15 protein-coding genes are annotated in these 16,946 nt (G+C 43.0%); all 15 read left to right on the top strand.

Going from position 1 to position 16,946, the window contains the following annotated elements:
- The first annotated feature begins 285 nt into the window (after positions 1–285).
- The 15 genes from ulaA (AB3329_RS09090) to ulaG all read left to right on the top strand — a co-directional run bounded on the left by ulaA (AB3329_RS09090) (position 286) and on the right by ulaG (position 16,028).
- Entirely contained in the window at positions 286–1,746 is a 1,461-nt protein-coding gene (gene ulaA / locus AB3329_RS09090; protein WP_368395694.1) for a PTS ascorbate transporter subunit IIC, read from the top strand.
- A 118-nt stretch (positions 1,747–1,864) separates the two neighbouring features.
- Entirely contained in the window at positions 1,865–2,143 is a 279-nt protein-coding gene (locus tag AB3329_RS09085) for a PTS sugar transporter subunit IIB (RefSeq protein WP_067064165.1), read from the top strand.
- A gap of 176 nt (positions 2,144–2,319) precedes the next feature.
- The gene (locus AB3329_RS09080; protein ID WP_368395693.1) at positions 2,320–2,805 is read left to right on the top strand and encodes a PTS sugar transporter subunit IIA; all 486 of its coding nucleotides are present in this window, start codon (positions 2,320–2,322) and stop codon (positions 2,803–2,805) included.
- A gap of 158 nt (positions 2,806–2,963) precedes the next feature.
- A complete protein-coding gene (locus AB3329_RS09075) occupies positions 2,964–3,629 on the top strand; it encodes a 3-keto-L-gulonate-6-phosphate decarboxylase UlaD (RefSeq protein ID WP_368395691.1) in 666 nt (221 codons plus the stop codon).
- Between the two features lie 4 nt (positions 3,630–3,633).
- Positions 3,634–4,497, top strand: a complete 864-nt coding sequence (locus AB3329_RS09070) for an L-ribulose-5-phosphate 3-epimerase (protein ID WP_368395689.1) — start codon at positions 3,634–3,636, stop codon at positions 4,495–4,497.
- On the top strand, positions 4,498–5,211 hold the full coding sequence (locus tag AB3329_RS09065; protein ID WP_368395687.1) for an L-ribulose-5-phosphate 4-epimerase: 714 nt from the start codon (positions 4,498–4,500) through the stop codon (positions 5,209–5,211).
- Between the two features lie 790 nt (positions 5,212–6,001).
- Entirely contained in the window at positions 6,002–7,669 is a 1,668-nt protein-coding gene (locus AB3329_RS09060) for a BglG family transcription antiterminator (protein ID WP_368395685.1), read from the top strand.
- A 284-nt stretch (positions 7,670–7,953) separates the two neighbouring features.
- Positions 7,954–8,418 (top strand): PTS sugar transporter subunit IIA, encoded by a 465-nt coding sequence (locus AB3329_RS09055; RefSeq protein WP_368395683.1) that lies wholly within the window; start codon positions 7,954–7,956, stop codon positions 8,416–8,418.
- Positions 8,411–8,686, top strand: a complete 276-nt coding sequence (locus tag AB3329_RS09050; RefSeq protein WP_368395681.1) for a PTS sugar transporter subunit IIB — start codon at positions 8,411–8,413, stop codon at positions 8,684–8,686. The genes AB3329_RS09055 and AB3329_RS09050 overlap by 8 nt, the downstream gene beginning before the upstream one ends.
- A 422-nt stretch (positions 8,687–9,108) precedes the next feature.
- Positions 9,109–10,371, top strand: coding sequence for a PTS ascorbate transporter subunit IIC (gene ulaA / locus AB3329_RS09045; protein ID WP_368395679.1), 1,263 nt, complete (start codon positions 9,109–9,111; stop codon positions 10,369–10,371).
- 60 nt (positions 10,372–10,431) lie between these two features.
- Complete coding sequence (locus AB3329_RS09040; protein ID WP_438272902.1) at positions 10,432–11,043, top strand: SIS domain-containing protein; 612 nt, start codon at positions 10,432–10,434, stop codon at positions 11,041–11,043.
- Between the two features lie 4 nt (positions 11,044–11,047).
- Positions 11,048–11,947, top strand: coding sequence for a 4-hydroxy-tetrahydrodipicolinate synthase (dapA, locus tag AB3329_RS09035; protein ID WP_368395677.1), 900 nt, complete (start codon positions 11,048–11,050; stop codon positions 11,945–11,947).
- A gap of 4 nt (positions 11,948–11,951) precedes the next feature.
- The gene (locus AB3329_RS09030) at positions 11,952–12,587 is read left to right on the top strand and encodes a beta/alpha barrel domain-containing protein (RefSeq protein ID WP_368395675.1); all 636 of its coding nucleotides are present in this window, start codon (positions 11,952–11,954) and stop codon (positions 12,585–12,587) included.
- A 35-nt stretch (positions 12,588–12,622) separates the two neighbouring features.
- Positions 12,623–14,677 (top strand): PTS sugar transporter subunit IIA, encoded by a 2,055-nt coding sequence (locus tag AB3329_RS09025; protein ID WP_368395674.1) that lies wholly within the window; start codon positions 12,623–12,625, stop codon positions 14,675–14,677.
- Positions 14,678–14,936: 259 nt separating this feature from the next.
- The gene (gene ulaG, locus AB3329_RS09020) at positions 14,937–16,028 is read left to right on the top strand and encodes an L-ascorbate 6-phosphate lactonase (RefSeq protein WP_368395672.1); all 1,092 of its coding nucleotides are present in this window, start codon (positions 14,937–14,939) and stop codon (positions 16,026–16,028) included.
- Positions 16,029–16,946 lie beyond the last annotated feature (918 nt).

Raw genomic sequence — 16,946 nt, 5'->3', positions numbered from 1 at the left:
TGCCCCAAACCAATGATTATCTTTTCTTTAAACTTATGTCAGTATCAGCTGCTAAAAAACACTAAGCCGGATAGAAGATAATAAGGCAGCAGGCAGTGCTGCCTAGCTTGTATGTATTTAAGCAGATTTCATGATTCCAAAATAGGATTGCCAGCCGTTTGGACAAAACCTTTCAGCACATTTTTGTACACATGATTGTGTGTTTCTTGGTCTTTTTGTTTAGGCTTTCAGAATCTATAATAAAGATATAAGAAAACAAGAACATTTAGAAAAGGAGTAGTTCATATGGATATACTACTAAATATTCTTAACTGGTTCTCACAAAACATTTTGCAGCAGCCGGCCTTTTTCGTCGGACTTCTGGTTTTAATCGGCTATATTCTGCTTAAGAAGCCTTGGCATGATGTTTTTGCAGGATTTGTTAAGGCAACCGTCGGCTATATGATTCTCAATGTCGGCGCTTCTGGTTTGGTTACCACTTTCCGTCCGATTTTGGCCGCTTTGAATACGAAGTTTAACATTGGTGCGGCGGTGATTGACCCTTATTTTGGGCTGACAGCTGCTAATACTTTGATTGAAGAGAAGTTTCCGGCTTTTGTAGGAACAGCAACGACAGCACTGCTGATTGGCTTTTTCCTCAATATTCTGCTGGTTGCTCTGCGTAAAATCACCAAAATTCGGACCTTGTTCATTACTGGGCACATCATGGTACAGCAGGCAGCAACTGTTACCATGATGACCTTAGTTCTGATACCGGTGCTGCGCAACCAGTTCTGGGGGACTCTGGCTATTGGTATTATCTGCGGACTTTACTGGGCTGTCAGCTCTAATATGACCGTGGAGGCTACTCAGCGGCTGACTGGCGGCGGCGGCTTTGCCATCGGCCATCAGCAGCAGTTTGCCATTTGGTTTGTCGATAAAGTGGCACCAAAATTAGGTAAAAAAGAAGAAAATCTGGATGATTTAAAACTACCCGCTTTTCTAAATATTTTCCATGATACTGTCGTTGCTTCTGCAACACTGATGCTGGTCTTTTTCGGTGTCATTCTGTATATTTTGGGACCTGAAATCATGTCGGATCCGGAAATTATTACAACAGGCACCCTCTTTAATCCAGAAACCCAGTCATTCTTTATGTATGTGGTTTCAACAGCCTTTACTTTCTCTGTCTATCTCTTTATTTTGATGCAGGGGGTAAGGATGTTCGTGGCAGAACTGACTAACGCTTTCCAAGGGATTTCAGCTAAGTTGCTGCCAGGTTCCTTCCCTGCGGTCGATGTTGCTGCTTCTTATGGATTTGGTTCAGCTTCTGCGACACTGTTTGGTTTTGCAACCGGTCTGATTGGTCAGTTAGTGACGATTGTACTTTTAATTATCTTTAGAAATCCGGTCCTGATTATTACCGGTTTCGTACCCGTCTTCTTTGATAATGCTGCAGTTGCGGTTTATGCGGATAAACGCGGCGGCTGGAAAGCTGCTGTTGTCCTCTCCTTTATTTCAGGGGTTCTGCAGGTAGCAGTCGGCGCTTTGGCTGTGTCTCTGCTGGGTCTGGCTTCTTATGGCGGCTACCACGGCAATATTGACTTTGCGATTCCTTGGGTACCGTTTGCTTATCTTTTCAAATATATTGGTATTATCGGCTTTATTCTTGTCTGTGTCTTCTTGCTTGCAATCCCTCAGCTTCAATTTATCAAAGCTAAGGACAAAGAAGCTTACTATCGCGGAGATGCTCCAGACGAAGAATAAATGTAGTGGTATGCTTGAATCTAAGTATAGGGCTGTTTTTAGGAGTACAGCTAAGCTGCAGAGGAGCGGCTGAAAATGAAATGATTTAGGATAAAAAGAAAAACAGGAGGAAAAACAAATGGTTAAAGTTCTTACAGCCTGTGGTAATGGTATGGGCTCATCTATGGTGATAAAAATGAAAGTTGAGAACGCTCTGCGTCAGCTGGGAGTGACTGATATCGAGTCAGCTTCCTGTTCAGTCGGCGAAGCTAAAGGGCTGGCTTCGGGTTACGATATTGTTGTGGCCTCCAATCACTTGATCAAGGAATTGGAAGGGCGCACTGACGGGCATCTTGTCGGCCTTGATAATCTGATGGATGATAATGAAATAAAAACAAAACTGCAGGCTATTTTGTAATGATATGTGGTAAGGTGCTTTCCATTTTGCTGAGGGCACCTTTACTATTAAACTAAACAAAATGCTGCAGAAAAACTGCTGATCTGCCCTCAGGCTATCCCTCATCATTTTATCTCTGCTGACATTAATAGCTGGGGGCGGTATCTTATTTGAAAAAGATAAAGAAAGGAAGTCATATGAATTTAACACAAGCTTTTAAAGAAAATCAGTCCATCCGCTTGGGTCTGACAGCCGGAGATTGGAAAGAGGCTGTCAGACTGTCTGTCGATCCCTTGATCGAAAGCGGTGCTGTTAAAGAAGAGTACTACCAAGCCATTATTGATTCGACCGATGAATACGGCCCCTATTATATTTTGATGCCTGGTATGGCCATGCCGCATGCCCGTCCTGAAGCAGGGGTCAATCGTGATGCTTTCTCTTTAGTGACACTGACTGAGCCTGTCGTTTTTCCAGACGGGAAGGAAGTCTCCGTTCTTTTGGCTTTGGCAGCAACCAGCTCAGAAATTCATACTTCTGTAGCTATTCCGCAGATTATTGCACTTTTTGAACTGGACAATTCCATCGAACGTCTGATCGCCTGCCAAACAGCAGAAGAAGTTTTGGCTATGGTTGAAGAATCTAAAGACAGTCCTTATCTTGAAGGTTTGGACTTAGATTCCTAATAAAAATAAAGAAAGGACTGACTGCAGCCTTTCCTCTGACAGTCAGCTCCTATTTGAAAAAATAAGACAAGATGATTTGACGTTTTCAAAACAGCAGACGGCTGATTGATACCGTCTTTGCTGCATAATACTGCATAAAAATGAAAGGATGATGAGATATGACAAAAACACTTCCAAATTTACAAGTTGCTCTGGACCACTCCGACCTTCAGGGGGCTATTAAGGCTGCCGTGTCTGTGGGACAGGAAGTGGATATTATTGAAGGCGGCACAGTTTGCCTGCTGCAAGTCGGCAGCGAATTAGTGGAAGTACTGCGCAATCTTTTTCCGGATAAATGGATTGTTGCCGATACGAAGTGTGCGGATGCCGGAGGCACAGTAGCCAAAAATAATGCTGAACGCGGGGCTGACTGGATGACCTGCATCTGCTGCGCGACCATTCCAACTATGGAGGCGGCTCGCAAGGCCATCGAAGCAGTACGCGGCGAACGCGGGGAGATCCAAATCGAATTGTATGGGGACTGGACTTATGAGCAGGCGCAGCAATGGCTGGATGCCGGAATCTCTCAGGCCATCTATCACCAGTCGCGCGATGCGCTGCTGGCCGGTGAAACTTGGGGAGAAAAGGATCTTAATAAGGTAAAGAAACTTATTGACATGGGCTTTCGTGTGTCAGTAACCGGCGGTTTGTCGGTTGAAACCCTGAAACTTTTTGATGGCGTTGATGTCTTTACGTTCATCGCCGGCCGAGGCATTACAGAAGCCGATGATCCGGCAGCTGCGGCCCGGGCGTTTAAAGAAGAAATTAAACGGATTTGGGGGTGACTGCATGGCTCGTCCTATCGGAATTTATGAGAAGGCAACACCCAAGCCTTTTTCATGGCGGGAACGTCTTGAATTTGCTAAAAAATTAGGCTTTGATTTTGTTGAAATGTCCATTGACGAAAGCGATAACCGCTTAGTCAGACTGGACTGGAGCAAAGAAGAGCGGCTTGATGTGGTTAAGGCTGTTTATGAGACAGGTATCCGAATACCCAGCATCTGCTTTTCAGGCCATCGCCGTTACCCTTTGGGCTCCAACAGCCCTGAAATTGAAGCCCAGTCTTTGGAGACCATGCGGAAATGTATTGAGCTGGCTCAGGACTTAGGGGTTCGGGTTATCCAGCTGGCTGGTTATGATGTCTATTACGAGAAAAAGTCGGCACAAACACGGGCCCGTTTTCTTAAGAATCTGAGGAAAGCCTGTGACTGGGCCGAGGCGGCTCAGGTCATTCTGGCCATCGAGATTATGGATGATCCTTTTATTAACTCTATTGAAAAATATTTAGCAGTAGAAAAGGCAGTTGATTCTCCTTATCTCTTTGTTTATCCGGACACGGGCAATCTTTCAGCCTGGCATAACGACATTTACAGTGAATTCTTCCTTGGGCACGCCTCTATTGCCGCCCTGCACCTAAAAGACACCTATGCTGTTACGCATAAAAGCAAGGGGCAGTTCCGTGATGTTGCTTTTGGCGATGGCTGCGTTGACTGGCCGGGTATGTTTGCTGTTTTGAAAGAAACCAATTACCAAGGGCCGTTTTTACTGGAAATGTGGTCTGAAAATTGTGAGACGGTAGAGGAGACAGAAAAAGCAATTAAAGCAGCTCAGGATTTTCTCTACCCTTTGATTGAAGAAGCGGGGTTAAAATAAATGGTTAAATCATTAGAAGAAATGCGGCAGCGCGTTTATGAAGCGAATATTGCTTTGCCTGCCCACGGTCTAGTAAAATTTACTTGGGGAAATGTTTCGGAAGTTGACCGGGAAGGCGGCCGGATTGTTATCAAGCCTTCCGGTGTTGATTATGAAAAACTGACACCGGATAACATGGTTGTGACAGACCTTGATGGAAATGTGATTGAAGGCGATCTCAACCCATCATCCGACCTGCCGACCCATGTTCAGCTTTATAAAGCATTTGCAGAAATCGGCGGTATCGTCCACACCCATTCGACAGAAGCTGTTGGCTGGGCTCAGGCCGGACGGGATATTCCTTTTTATGGCACAACTCATGCTGATTACTTCTACGGTCCGATTCCCTGCGCCCGTTCGCTGACACCTGATGAAGTTAGTACAGCCTACGAAAAAGAGACTGGCACAGTTATTATTGAAACCTTTAAAGAGCGCGGTCTTGATCCGGTAGCTGTTCCTGGGATTGTCGTCCGCAACCACGGTCCTTTTGTTTGGGGGAAAGATCCAGCTCAGGCTGTTTACCATAGTGTTGTCTTAGAAGAAGTAGCACGAATGAATCGGCTGACAGAGCAGCTAAATCCTCAAGTGCAGCCGGCACCTCACTATATTTTAGATAAACACTACCTGCGCAAACACGGTCCTAATGCTTATTATGGGCAAAAAAATGCAGACTAGCAGCAAAGACGATCAACAAAAGAAAGCTTGCTGCTCTTCTTCTGATTGGATAAGCTCTGGCAGTCTGTCCAGGACCGTCAGTGGCTGAATTAAAAGCTGACGAAGAAAATAGGGAAGAATAAAAAGAGGCCAGGACTGTTGTCCCAGCCTCCTTAGTGTCTTAACAGCGGCTTTTCAGACTTGCTATAGGCAGTTAGCAGCCTATACTAAAGAACTGCAAAGAAGAGCAGACGCAAAAAGTCTTTCTGGGAGTTTGCAGCTGTCTGTAAGTTTTCCTGCCGTAAAAGATGAGGAAAAATAATAACCCAGATAGGAATTAGCAAAAAGTGACATTTTTATATTATACTATTTAATAGATAAGCATAAGGCCGCTGTCATCCCGTTTTAAACGGCCTTTGTATCTTATTAATTGAACACGGCCTAAGAGCTGTGCAGTGAAATCATCCAGTGGATGATTTCAGCCCGAACCTAGAAAAGGGAGAGTGAGGGGACTGGAAATCTGTATCGTTACCTAGTTACCGCTAGCCGTAGACGTCTGAAGGCTTTGTCGTCCTAGCGGCCGACCGCACCCTTCTAGTCGTCTTGGCGGAGGTGCGTCTGCGAAATCAGAGATTTCGGACTTACCGTCATTTTTGCTGTGAGCTTGAACGGCCTTTGTATCTTGGTGTAATTGAACACGCCCTAAACGCTGCGGGAAAAAGATGTCCTGACTTAGAATCTGGCGATTCGTCAGTCAGTCCCCTATTTTCCTTTTGCGTTCTTAACGGGCTTTGTATCTTGGTGGGGATTGATGATTATATTAGATAAAAAAAGTTATGCCCTCCTGTCGTATTTACTGAGCCTTGATGAGCCTGAAACGGTTATGGCTATTTCAAAGAAGCTCAATCAGTCCAGACGTAAAATTTATTACCATTTAGAGAAAATTAATGAAGCTCTGCCGGCTGGTATGGAGAAAATTGTCAGTTATCCGCGGGTCGGTATTGTTTTAAATGAAGAGCAGAAGGCTGTCTGTCAAGAGCTTTTGGAACAGCTTGATGATTACAGCTATGTGATGAGTGTAGAAGAGCGTATTCAGCTGACCTTAACCTATATTGCTGTTTCCAAAGACCGGGTTACCATTGACCAGCTGATGCAGCTGAATGCTGTTTCCCGCAATACGATTCTTAATGACCTTAATGATATTCGGCGTAAGTTGATGACCGATGAATATGATATTCAGCTGCAGGTTACTAAGTCCAGAGGTTATTATTTAAAGTGCCATCCCTTGTCTAAAATTCAGTTTTTATATCGTCTGCTTTATACGATCTATACAGAAGGAAACAAAAATTTTGTTGATATTATCAGGGAGAGAATCATTGATTTAACAGGTTTTAACAGCTATTTTTCTGATGAAGTGACAGCCTATCTGCAGCAACGGCTCGCTTCTGCTCAAGAAAGTCTGGGGAAGACCCTTAATGCTCAAGACAGCCAATTTATGGTTCAGGTTTTGCCTTATCTGCTGCTGAGCTACCGCAGTATCGATTTGACAGAAGCTGAAAAAGAAGCAGTTAAAAGGGATTTCAGTATGACTTGGCAGCGAAAAGAGTACCAGCTGGCGCGTGAAATTGCTGACGGCCTGTCTGCTTCTTTTGCTCTCCAGCTGGATGATGTTGAAATCAGCCTGATTGCCATGCTTTTGCTCTCTTTTCGCAAAGATCGTGACAGTCACTTGGAAAGCCGTGATTATGATGAGATGCGTGCTACCTTGGAAGCTTTTCTTAAAGAGATTCAGGAGCGTTACGGTCTTAGCTTTAAAAATCATGATTACCTGCTGAATCAGCTCCTGACTCATTGTAAGGCGATGCTTTATCGGAAAACGTACGGTGTTTTGTCGGTTAATCCTCTGACCAAGCATATCAAAGAGAAATATGGTGATTTATTTGCCATGACCAAGTCTTGTGTTCCTCTTTTGGAGGAAGCTTGGCTGATTCGTATGACCGATGATGATATTGCTTACCTTACTATTCATTTGGGCGGGGAACTGCAGAAAAAGCAAGATACGGCTTCATACCAAAAGAAAGCAGTTCTGGTATGTGATGAAGGAATCGGAGTGCAAAAGCTCCTTCTGAGCCAGTGTCGGACACATTTGCATAACTGCCAAATTGATGCTGTTTTGACTTCGGAACAGTTTCACAGTGTCAATGATATTATGGAAGCTGATTTAGTGATTTCAACCAGTGATGCTTTAGACAGCCGTATTCCTTGGATTGTCGTACATCCGATTATGGATGATGATGACATTATTAAGTTAAAGCGTTTTGTAAAAAATCAAGGCAGTCAAACGGAATCACTCTTCAGCCAAAAATTGGAAAAATGCCTGCAGGGCTATATTTCTAATGCCAAAGACCGCTACGCCTTAAAAACCCAAATTGAAAAAATAGTAGGCGAAGAACTGGCTTCACTGGCCGAATTGGACTAAGGAGAGCTGCTTTTGACATATTGTAATAAATAAGAGAAGCGGGGCGGACCTCAATAATTGATTGCGGAGGTCTGTCCCGACTTTTTTTATGCTGTAAAGCTGCAGCTTGTGAGCCCTTAATTTTATACCTGCATAAAATTAAAAAACAGACTATTTTTATTTTATTGAAAACTAAGAGTCCGATTTTTAGCTGGCTGCAGGCCAAAAATCGGACCAAAACAGGGCTTAAAAAGCCCTTATTTTTTTGTTACTATTGTCATGAAGAAAGGAGGGAATGCGGCATTATGTTATCGGAAGCTATAGATAGCCGTTTAATTTTAATAGATGTTGTGGCTCAAGATTTTGCAGATGCAATCAGGTTATCGGTAAAACCTTTGGCGGAAAATGGTTTTGTAACCGACGCTTATGCTGAACGGATTGTTGATATTTTTCATGAAAGCGGACCCTATATTGTGATTACCAGACATATTGCCCTGCCGCATGCACCGGAAGGCAGCGGCGCTTTAAAAACAGCTCTGGGTTTTACAAAACTGAAGCGGCCTGTTTTTTCTGGACATAAGACAAACGATCCTGTGAAATATCTTTTTCCTTTGAGTGCTGCGGCTAATCATTCTCACCTTGAATTATTATCGGGATTAGCCGATTTATTAAGCCGTGAAGCATTTGTAAGACAGCTAGCATCAGTGGCAACAAAAGAGGATTTTCTATCATTGTTAAAAAAATATGAAGGAGGCAGCAGTTATGATTAAAGCACTTGTAGCCTGTCGTGCAGGAGTAGGCTCTAGTCTGATGTTAAAAATTAAAGTTGAGGAAGTTATACGGGAGCATGAGCTCCCTCTGGAGGTAGAGCATGCATCTTTAGATGCTTTACCGGGCTTTACCGGAGACATTGTCATTACATTGACAGATGTAGCTGATGAACTGGCCGAAAAGCATATTCCTCAGAAAATTATCGGCATCAACAGTGTAGTAGACAAAGAAGAAATCAAAAATAAGCTGGAAAGTGTTTTAAATTAGCCAGCTTCAAGCTTTAGCAAAAAGAGAGAGCCTGATGCGGGGATACGTCAGTTATGAGCAAGGTTACTTTTAGCTGCAGCAACTCTTAGAATTATCGGCAAGCCTCTTTATTGCTTTGCTCTTTTCACGGGCTTTGTATCTTTGTGTGAACTGAACACGCCCTAAGAGCTGTGCAGTGAAATCATCCAGTGGATGATTTCAGCCCGAACCTAGAAAAGGGAAAGTGAGGGGACAGGAAATCTGTATCGTTACCTAGTTACCGCTAGCCGTAAACGACTGAAAGCTTTGTCGCCTTAACAGTCGACCGCACCTTTCTAGTCGTTCTGGCAGAGGTGTGTCTGCGAAATCAAAGATTTCGGACTTACCGTCATTTTTGCTTTGCTCTTTTCACGGGCTTTGTATCTTTGTGTGAGGGGAGAAAAATGGATTTTATTATTAGTTTTTTAAGTACACCTGCTATTTTGCTGGGTTTAGTAGCTATGGTCGGTCTTTTGGCCCAGAAAAAAAGCGGACCGGACGTTTTAACTGGAACATTTAAAACGGTTATTGGTTTTGTTGTCTTTAGCTCTGGCGGTTCTATCATGACTGTAGCCCTTCAAAACTTTAACACACTTTTTCAGAAAGGGTTTCATCTGGTAGGAGTTGTTGCTTCTCCAGAGGCAGCGACTGCTCTTGCACAGAGCGAATTTGCTTTTGTTACAAGCTGTACACTTATTTTGGGCTTTGTGATGAATTTGGTTGTCGCCAGATTAACACCTTTTAAAAATATTTTCTTTACAACCGGCCACAGTCTGTTCTTTGCTTGTGTGTTATCACTTGTATTAAAAGCTCACGGGGTCAGTGATGTAGCGGCCATTATCAGTGGTGGCTTGATCCTGGGTTTCTGTTCAGCAGCCTTACCGCAGTTATGTCAGCCTTTTATGAGAAAGATTACTGGCAGCGATGCTACCGCAATCGGACATTTTAATATGATTGGCTATGCAGCTTCAGGCTATATCGGTAAACTTTTTAAAAAGCATGAACAGGAGACAACGGAAGGTTTTAATTTTCCTGGCTGGTTATCCATCTTCCGAGATTTCCTGATGGGTGTGGCTGTTATTATGCTGTTGCTTTTCTATCTGTCGGCCTTAAAAGCGGGACCGGCAGCAACACAGGAATTAGCCGGTGATACCCATTGGCTGGTCTTCCCATTTGTTCAAGCCTTTACCTTTACTGCCGGCATGTCTATTTTGATGACAGGAGTAAGAATGTTCTTGGCGGAAATTACGGCAGCTTTTGTCTCTATTTCAGAAAAATTTATTCCCAATTCACGGCCGGCTTTGGATGTTCCGACAGTCTTTCCTTTTGCACCGACAGCTGTTATTATCGGTTTTATTTCTTCGTACATAGCTGGCTTAATTGCTGTCTTTGTCATGGTTGTATTTAAATTTCCGGTTATCATTATTCCGGCAGCGCATATTTGCTTTTTTTCCGGCGGGACAGCCGCGGTATTTGGCAACGCCACTGGCGGCTGGCGGGGAGCCTTGGCAGGATCTTTTATTCAAGGTCTCCTATTAGCCTTTTTGCCGGTTCTGCTTTATCCGCTTTACGGCTCTTTAGGAATAGAGGGCTCTACATTTCCTAATATTGACTATAATATCGTTGGGAACCTGCTGGACTTTGTTTTAAAGGTAATGGGCCGTTAAACTGTTGAAAACCGGCAAGGATATGTTTTAACAGACCCAGCAGAATAATAGGAGGGAGTTATGACAAACGACATAGCAGAAAAACAATTAAACTATTTTACAGAAACACTGGCAGCCGAAGTCAGTCAGTTTATGGCGCAATTAGATAAGTCCAAAATTTATCAGGCTGCCGATCTTATCCTAAATGCTAAACAGCAGGGCGGCCGTGTCCATATTACAGGTATCGGCAAACCCAGTCATGTTTCGCACTATATTGCGGCTCTATTTTCGTCAACCGGGACTCCCAGTTATTTCTTAGATGCGACAGAAGCACTTCATGGTTCTGCCGGACAGGTTATGAGTGGAGATATTGTAATTGCTGTCTCAAACAGTGGAGAGACACAAGAGCTGCAAAGGACAGTCGGAGCTTTGAAAAAACTGGGAGTGACCCTTATTGTTGTTACTGGCGGAGCCTCTTCCTGGCTGGCTGAGAATACAGATTTAACCCTGTTTGCCGGTGTAGAGCAGGAAGGAGACTCTTTTAATAAGCCCCCCAGAGCATCAGTTGTTGTCGAAATCTTGATTTTACAAGCCTTATCGATTGTTTTACAGGAAAAAAACCGGCTTAATTTGAAACAGTACCATCTCTGGCATCCGGGCGGAGCTTTAGGCGAATCGCTAGAAAGGAAATAAAAAATTGACTATTGATGGTATCATAACGGCTATGGTCACACCATTTGCTGCTGATGGCAGTTTTTCTGATGAAGGAATTGAAAAATTAATTGAAAAATTAGTGGCAGGCGGTGTACAGGGGTTATTTATTCTTGGAACCAACGGTGAGTTTTACGGCTTAAGTCCGGATGAGAAACTGGCTTACGCTAAGCTAGTTGTCGAAAAAACAGCAGGCCGTCTGCCGGTTTATGTCGGGACGGGAGCTGTCGCAACTAGGGAAGTTATTGATTTAAGCAGGCGTATGGCAGATGCTGGAGTTGCTGCTGTTTCTGTTATCACTCCGTATTTTCTCTCATTGACACAAGAGGAGATATATGAGCATTATAAAGCCATTGCTCAAGCTGTTGATTTGCCGATTATTTTGTATAATATACCGAAAAACAGCGGTAATAATTTGGAAGCAGAAACAGTAGGCCGTTTGGCTAAAATCCCTAATATTATTGCTGTAAAGGACAGCAGCGGCGATCTTAAGCAGCTTAAACGTTATATTGAGCTGACGGATCATGAAGATTTCTCAGTACTTGTAGGGTCGGATTCGAAGATTTTAGCAGCCTTAAAACTAGGAGCCAAGGGAGCAGTTGCAGCAACATCCAATCTTTTAACTAAAACAGACGCAGGGATTTATCAGTCCTTTGTAGCAGGGCGTCTGGCAGAAGCTCAGGAACTTCAAAACAGTATCGAAGCCTTTCGTAAAGTTCTTAAATTAGCTACTGTACCGGCTGTTTTGAAATTTTCACTCAATCAAATCGGCATTCCTGTCGGCCAGCCGCTGGCTCCTGTACTCAGCTGCCTGACTGACCACCAAAAAGACACAATAGATCAGGTGTTAGCAGCTTATCAGGAATATGAAGGATTTACGAGGTAGTAACATGAAAAAATTAGCTGTATTGAATAAAATCTATAGCGGTAAAATTATGGCTATTGTCCGCACACAAAGACCAGAGAGGGCTAAAGAGATTGCAGCCGCCTGTTTAGCCGGCGGCGTCAGTTGTCTGGAAATCAGTTACACTCATTTTAATGCCGGTCATTTGATTGAAGAACTGTATAAAGAACATGGAGAAGAACTGCTAATAGGTGCCGGAACAGTTCTGGACAGCGAAACAGCTTGGGAAGCGATTATGAGAGGAGCGCAGTTTATCATTGCTCCTACTTTCAAAGAAGAAGTAGCGAAAATCTGCAACCGCTATCAAATCGCCTATATGCCCGGCTGCACGACTGTAACAGAAGCTGTTGCAGCCTTGGAAGCCGGTGCGGCAATGATTAAAGCCTTTCCAACCTCATCATTTTGGGGGCCGGATTTGGTTGCCGCCCTGAAAACACCTCTTCCCTTTATTCCGCTTCTCTCTTCTGGCGGGGTTACTTTAGAAAACGTAGATGCATGGTTGGAGGCCGGAGTGGACTGTATGGGAATCGGCTCTTTGCTGACCAGCGGGAGCGCTCAAACAATTGAGGAACATGCCCGTCTGTTGCGGCAGGCTGTTAAACGATATATTAAGCGTTCATAACAGCACTGCTGCAGGATGATCTAATGGAGAAGGCCATGTTAGATAAAAAATCAATCCAAATCATTAATATTCTTATCAGTGAAGAAGAAATCAGCCTAACCAAGCTTATGGCAAGAACAGGTCTATCAAAAAAACAGATCCTTTATACGCTGGACTATATTAACGATTTTTTAAAGGAGCATCATCAGCAAGCTTTGTCTTTACTGCAGCAGAACCTTATCTTATCTTTTAAGAATAAAGAATTTTTTATTGACTGTTTTAATAAGGGGCACTTTTTTGATGATTATTTACTGACTGCAGAGGAGCGCCGCAAATATATTTATTTTATCCTTTTTCGAAAGGAGGTAGCTTATCTGTCAACCAGCGACTTTCTCGCTTCACTAAAAGTCAGTAAATCGACCGTTATGGAAGATATTAAAAAACTGCAAAAAGAACTGTCCCCTTATCATATCCGTATAGCTAATGACAGAACTGTCGGCTATTATTTATCGGGTGATGACTATCAAATTCGTTATTTGGCCATGTCTTATATTTTAGAGGACTTATCCTCGGATTGGCAGACTTTTTTCTATGATTATTTGTTTTACAATGAAAAGATTAACGATTTAGCATCTGTCACGGCTATTTTTAGGCACTGTGCCGTAGAAAAATACGGGCTTACGCTTACGGATAAGCAGCTGCTTGAAATTACCTATACTTTGACCCTGTTCAAACCTTATCTGTCCAAGACAGGTCCTCAGGATACAGTAGGCTACACTTCTTTAAAATCATCCAAGGAATTCATGATTGCCGCAGCTGTACTAAAAAAAATTCTGGCTCTTACCCCCAGTCCAAAGGCTATTAGCTTTTTGACCTCATGGATTCTGACCTTTACGACTGTATCTATATCAGAAGCCACTTTTGACCGAACTGTTATACTTAATCTGGTCAATAAGGTTATCAATCGTTTTGAACTTTTATCCGGCATTGAATTTTACAATATTAAAGAAGTCAAAAGCAATCTGTACAGCCATTTTCGAGCAGTTCATTACCGTATGTTATATAAAATTCCGATTCTCAATAATTTCTCAGCACGGATTCGTTCGCAGTATGCCAACTTATTTCAGCTTGTCCGTTCTTCTTTAAAAGCGATTGAATCCTATTATCAGTTCCCAATTCCTGATGAAGAAGTAGCTTATTTGAGCATGCACTTCATTGTGGCTATTGAAGATTACGGGATTAAAAAAGATGGTAAAAAAGTTGCGGCTGTTATTTGCCAGAAAGGTATCGGTAGCTCAAGTTTTGTCTTCCAGCAGCTCAAGCTTCTTTTTCCGGATTTTCATTTCATCGGCCCTTATGACAGTCATCATTTTTTGCAGGAAACTTCCACGGTTGACTTGATTTTTTCAACAGAAAATAATGTTGACTTATATCAAGTTAACAAAAATATTTTCATTGTCAATCCGGCAATGACACCACAAGAACGCTATCACTTGCTCAAGAAAGTCTACAGCAGATTTGGTATCGGTCAGGTTCGCTTTCCTAAGGTAACAGACTTGATGACTATTATCAGTAAAAACAGCGATATCAAAAATTCTGAGCAGCTCCAAGGTGAATTATATGATTATTTACTGAGTCCGGCGATTGATACAGATAAGGAAAAAGGTTCGGCCAAACCAAACTTATCAGATATTTTGCGCTTGGAATTTATTCAAAGCATTGTTACAATATCCAGCTATGAAGAAGGGATTATTCTGGCAGCCGCTCCCTTGCTGAGAAATAAAATCATTAAAGAGTCTTATTTAAAAAAACTTTTAGAAGACTATCAGTCCGGAAAGATTATGCAGCTGACTGATCTGTTTTGTATGCCGCATGCTAGAGATACAGGCGGTAACCACTTGGGAATGAGTTTGATTGTTTTGAAAAAGCCCTACATGATTAAAGAACAGACAAAAGTTAAATACATTTTACTCCTTTCAGCTCCTAAGAGCAGTGTCCATCTGTTAGCTATGAACCAGTTGCTGAAATTGCTCACCCGAAAAGATTTTTTCGAAACGCTTGACCAATCTGCCCCAGATAAAATCTACGACTATATTGTAGCCAACCAATAAACCAATAGTGGACGTTGAGCTACTCAGTCCTTCCAATAAGAGCGCGGACAGCTGGCTCTAATCTAAAAAACGGGAATGCCTGCGTCTATTTCCCCTGCTCATCAGGTTCTGTCCCGACTTCTGACACAATGAAGGCTGTTAAGTGCCTAAAGTACATTTTTGCACACATGCTTGTGTGATACTTGGTCTTTTTTGTGCCCCTTTTTGGGTCTATACTAATAGTGTAGAAAAATGTAAAACTATCAGGAGGAGTAAAACTATGCCAAATGTAAAAGACATTACCAGAGAGTCGTGGATTTTAAATACCTTTCCGGAATGGGGGACCTGGCTCAACGAAGAAATTGAAGCAGAAGAGGTTCCGGCAGGCAATGTAGCGATGTGGTGGCTGGGGAACTGCGGCGTGTGGTTCAAAACCCCCGGCGGGGCAAATGTTGTCATGGATTTGTGGTCCAATCGGGGCAAGCATACAAAGAAAGTTAAGGACATGGTTCGCGGCCACCAGATGGCTAATATGGCCGGAGTGCGCAAGCTCCAGCCCAATCTTCGTGTTCAGCCGATGGTCATCGATCCATTTGCTATCAATGAATTAGATTACTATTTGGTTTCGCATTTTCACAGTGACCATATTGACATCAACACTGCAGCTGCTATTGTCAATAATCCTAAACTTGATCATGTCAAATTTGTCGGCCCTTACGAATGTGCAAAAATCTGGAAAAACTGGGGAGTTCCTGAAGAACGCATCATTGTTGTTAAACCTGGTGACACGATTGAATTAAAAGATCTTAAAATCACTGCAGTTGAATCTTTCGACCGGACCTGCCTGGTAACCCTGCCGGTAGAAGGTGCTGAGGCTCAGGACGGAGAATTGGCAGGACTGCCTGTTACAGACGAAGAAATGGCTCGCAAAGCTGTTAACTATGTCTTTGAAACTCCTGGCGGTACGGTTTACCATGGGGCAGATTCACACTTTTCTAATTATTTTGCAAAACACGGCAAAGACTTTGATGTTGATGTGGCCATTAACAATTATGGTGACAATCCAGTTGGTATTCAAGACAAAATGACTTCAATTGATCTTTTACGTATGGCTGAGAATCTGCGGGCAAAAGTTGTTATTCCGGTGCACTATGATATCTGGTCTAACTTCATGGCTTCAACAGATGAGATTATTCAGCTTTGGAAAATGCGTAAAGATCGGCTTCAGTATCAATTCCATCCATTTATCTGGGAAGTCGGCGGTAAGTATACTTATCCTCAGGATAAAAACCTCATTGAATACCATCATCCTCGCGGCTTTGATGATTGCTTTGAAGAGGATTCCAATATTCAATTTAAGGCCTTGCTGTAAACCTGCTTTTTAGGTTTTCCTCGTGTTTCATAAGGCTTTTTCAGCAGTCGGCTGCAGTTGACTGAAGGTTTTAATATCCGCATGTCGCAGGATGTGCGGGTATTTTTCTAGGCTGTACCATCTGCCTCAGGTTATTTCTGGCTTACCGCCAGCCGTAGACGTCTGAAGGCTTTGTCGTCTTGACAGCCGCCCGCACCCTTCTAGTCGTCCTGGCAGAGGTGCGCTAGCGAAATCAAAGATTTCGGACTTACCGTCATTTTTGCTTTGCTTTTTTAACGGGCTTTGTATCTTGTTGGAATCGAACACGCCTTAAACGCTGCGGGAAAAAGATATAGTAAGTTTAGAATTGATTTCAACTTAGCTAGCCGTAAACGTCTGAAGGCTTTGCAGTCTTAGCAGCCTGCCGCACCCTTCTAGTCGTTCTGGCAGAGGTGCGTCTGCGAAATCAAAGATTTCGGACTTACCGCCATTTTTGCTTTGCTTTTTTAACGGGCTTTGTATCTTGTTGGAATCGAACACGTCTTAAACGCTGCGGGAAAAAGATGTCCTGACTTAGAATCTGGCGATTCGTCAGTCAGTCCCCTATTTTCCTTTTGCGTTTTTCACAGGCTTTGTATCTTGATGAATTGAACACGCCCTAAAATCCTAGTGAAAAAGATGGCTGTCATCGTGATGCCAGCATCACTCGTCATCCCTTATTTTCATACGGATTTTTAAACGGGCTTTGTATCTTGTTAATTGAACACGCCCTAAGAGCTGTGCAGTGAAATCATCCAGTGGATGATTTCAGCCCGAACCTAGAAAAGGGAAAGTGAGGGGACAGGAAATCTGTATCGTTACCTAGTTACCGCTAGCCGTAAACGACTGAAAGCTTTGTCGCCTTAACAGTCGACCGCACCTTTCTAGTCGTTCTGGCAG

The sequence above is a fragment of the Streptococcus huangxiaojuni genome (assembly GCF_040930515.1).
In the GTDB taxonomy this organism is placed as follows: domain Bacteria; phylum Bacillota; class Bacilli; order Lactobacillales; family Streptococcaceae; genus Streptococcus; species Streptococcus huangxiaojuni.
This window is presented reverse-complemented; position numbering and strand designations above follow the sequence as displayed.

Coding starts and splice junctions, on each gene's coding strand:
- AB3329_RS09080 (WP_368395693.1), top strand. CDS start 2,320: ATGAATTTAACACAAGCTTTTAAAGAAAATCAGTCCATCCGCTTGGGT.
- ulaA (WP_368395694.1), top strand. CDS start 286: ATGGATATACTACTAAATATTCTTAACTGGTTCTCACAAAACATTTTG.
- AB3329_RS09085 (WP_067064165.1), top strand. CDS start 1,865: ATGGTTAAAGTTCTTACAGCCTGTGGTAATGGTATGGGCTCATCTATG.
- AB3329_RS09055 (WP_368395683.1), top strand. CDS start 7,954: ATGTTATCGGAAGCTATAGATAGCCGTTTAATTTTAATAGATGTTGTG.
- ulaG (WP_368395672.1), top strand. CDS start 14,937: ATGCCAAATGTAAAAGACATTACCAGAGAGTCGTGGATTTTAAATACC.
- ulaA (WP_368395679.1), top strand. CDS start 9,109: ATGGATTTTATTATTAGTTTTTTAAGTACACCTGCTATTTTGCTGGGT.
- AB3329_RS09075 (WP_368395691.1), top strand. CDS start 2,964: ATGACAAAAACACTTCCAAATTTACAAGTTGCTCTGGACCACTCCGAC.
- AB3329_RS09050 (WP_368395681.1), top strand. CDS start 8,411: ATGATTAAAGCACTTGTAGCCTGTCGTGCAGGAGTAGGCTCTAGTCTG.
- AB3329_RS09060 (WP_368395685.1), top strand. CDS start 6,002: ATGATTATATTAGATAAAAAAAGTTATGCCCTCCTGTCGTATTTACTG.
- AB3329_RS09030 (WP_368395675.1), top strand. CDS start 11,952: ATGAAAAAATTAGCTGTATTGAATAAAATCTATAGCGGTAAAATTATG.
- AB3329_RS09065 (WP_368395687.1), top strand. CDS start 4,498: ATGGTTAAATCATTAGAAGAAATGCGGCAGCGCGTTTATGAAGCGAAT.
- AB3329_RS09070 (WP_368395689.1), top strand. CDS start 3,634: ATGGCTCGTCCTATCGGAATTTATGAGAAGGCAACACCCAAGCCTTTT.
- AB3329_RS09040 (WP_438272902.1), top strand. CDS start 10,432: ATGACAAACGACATAGCAGAAAAACAATTAAACTATTTTACAGAAACA.
- AB3329_RS09025 (WP_368395674.1), top strand. CDS start 12,623: ATGTTAGATAAAAAATCAATCCAAATCATTAATATTCTTATCAGTGAA.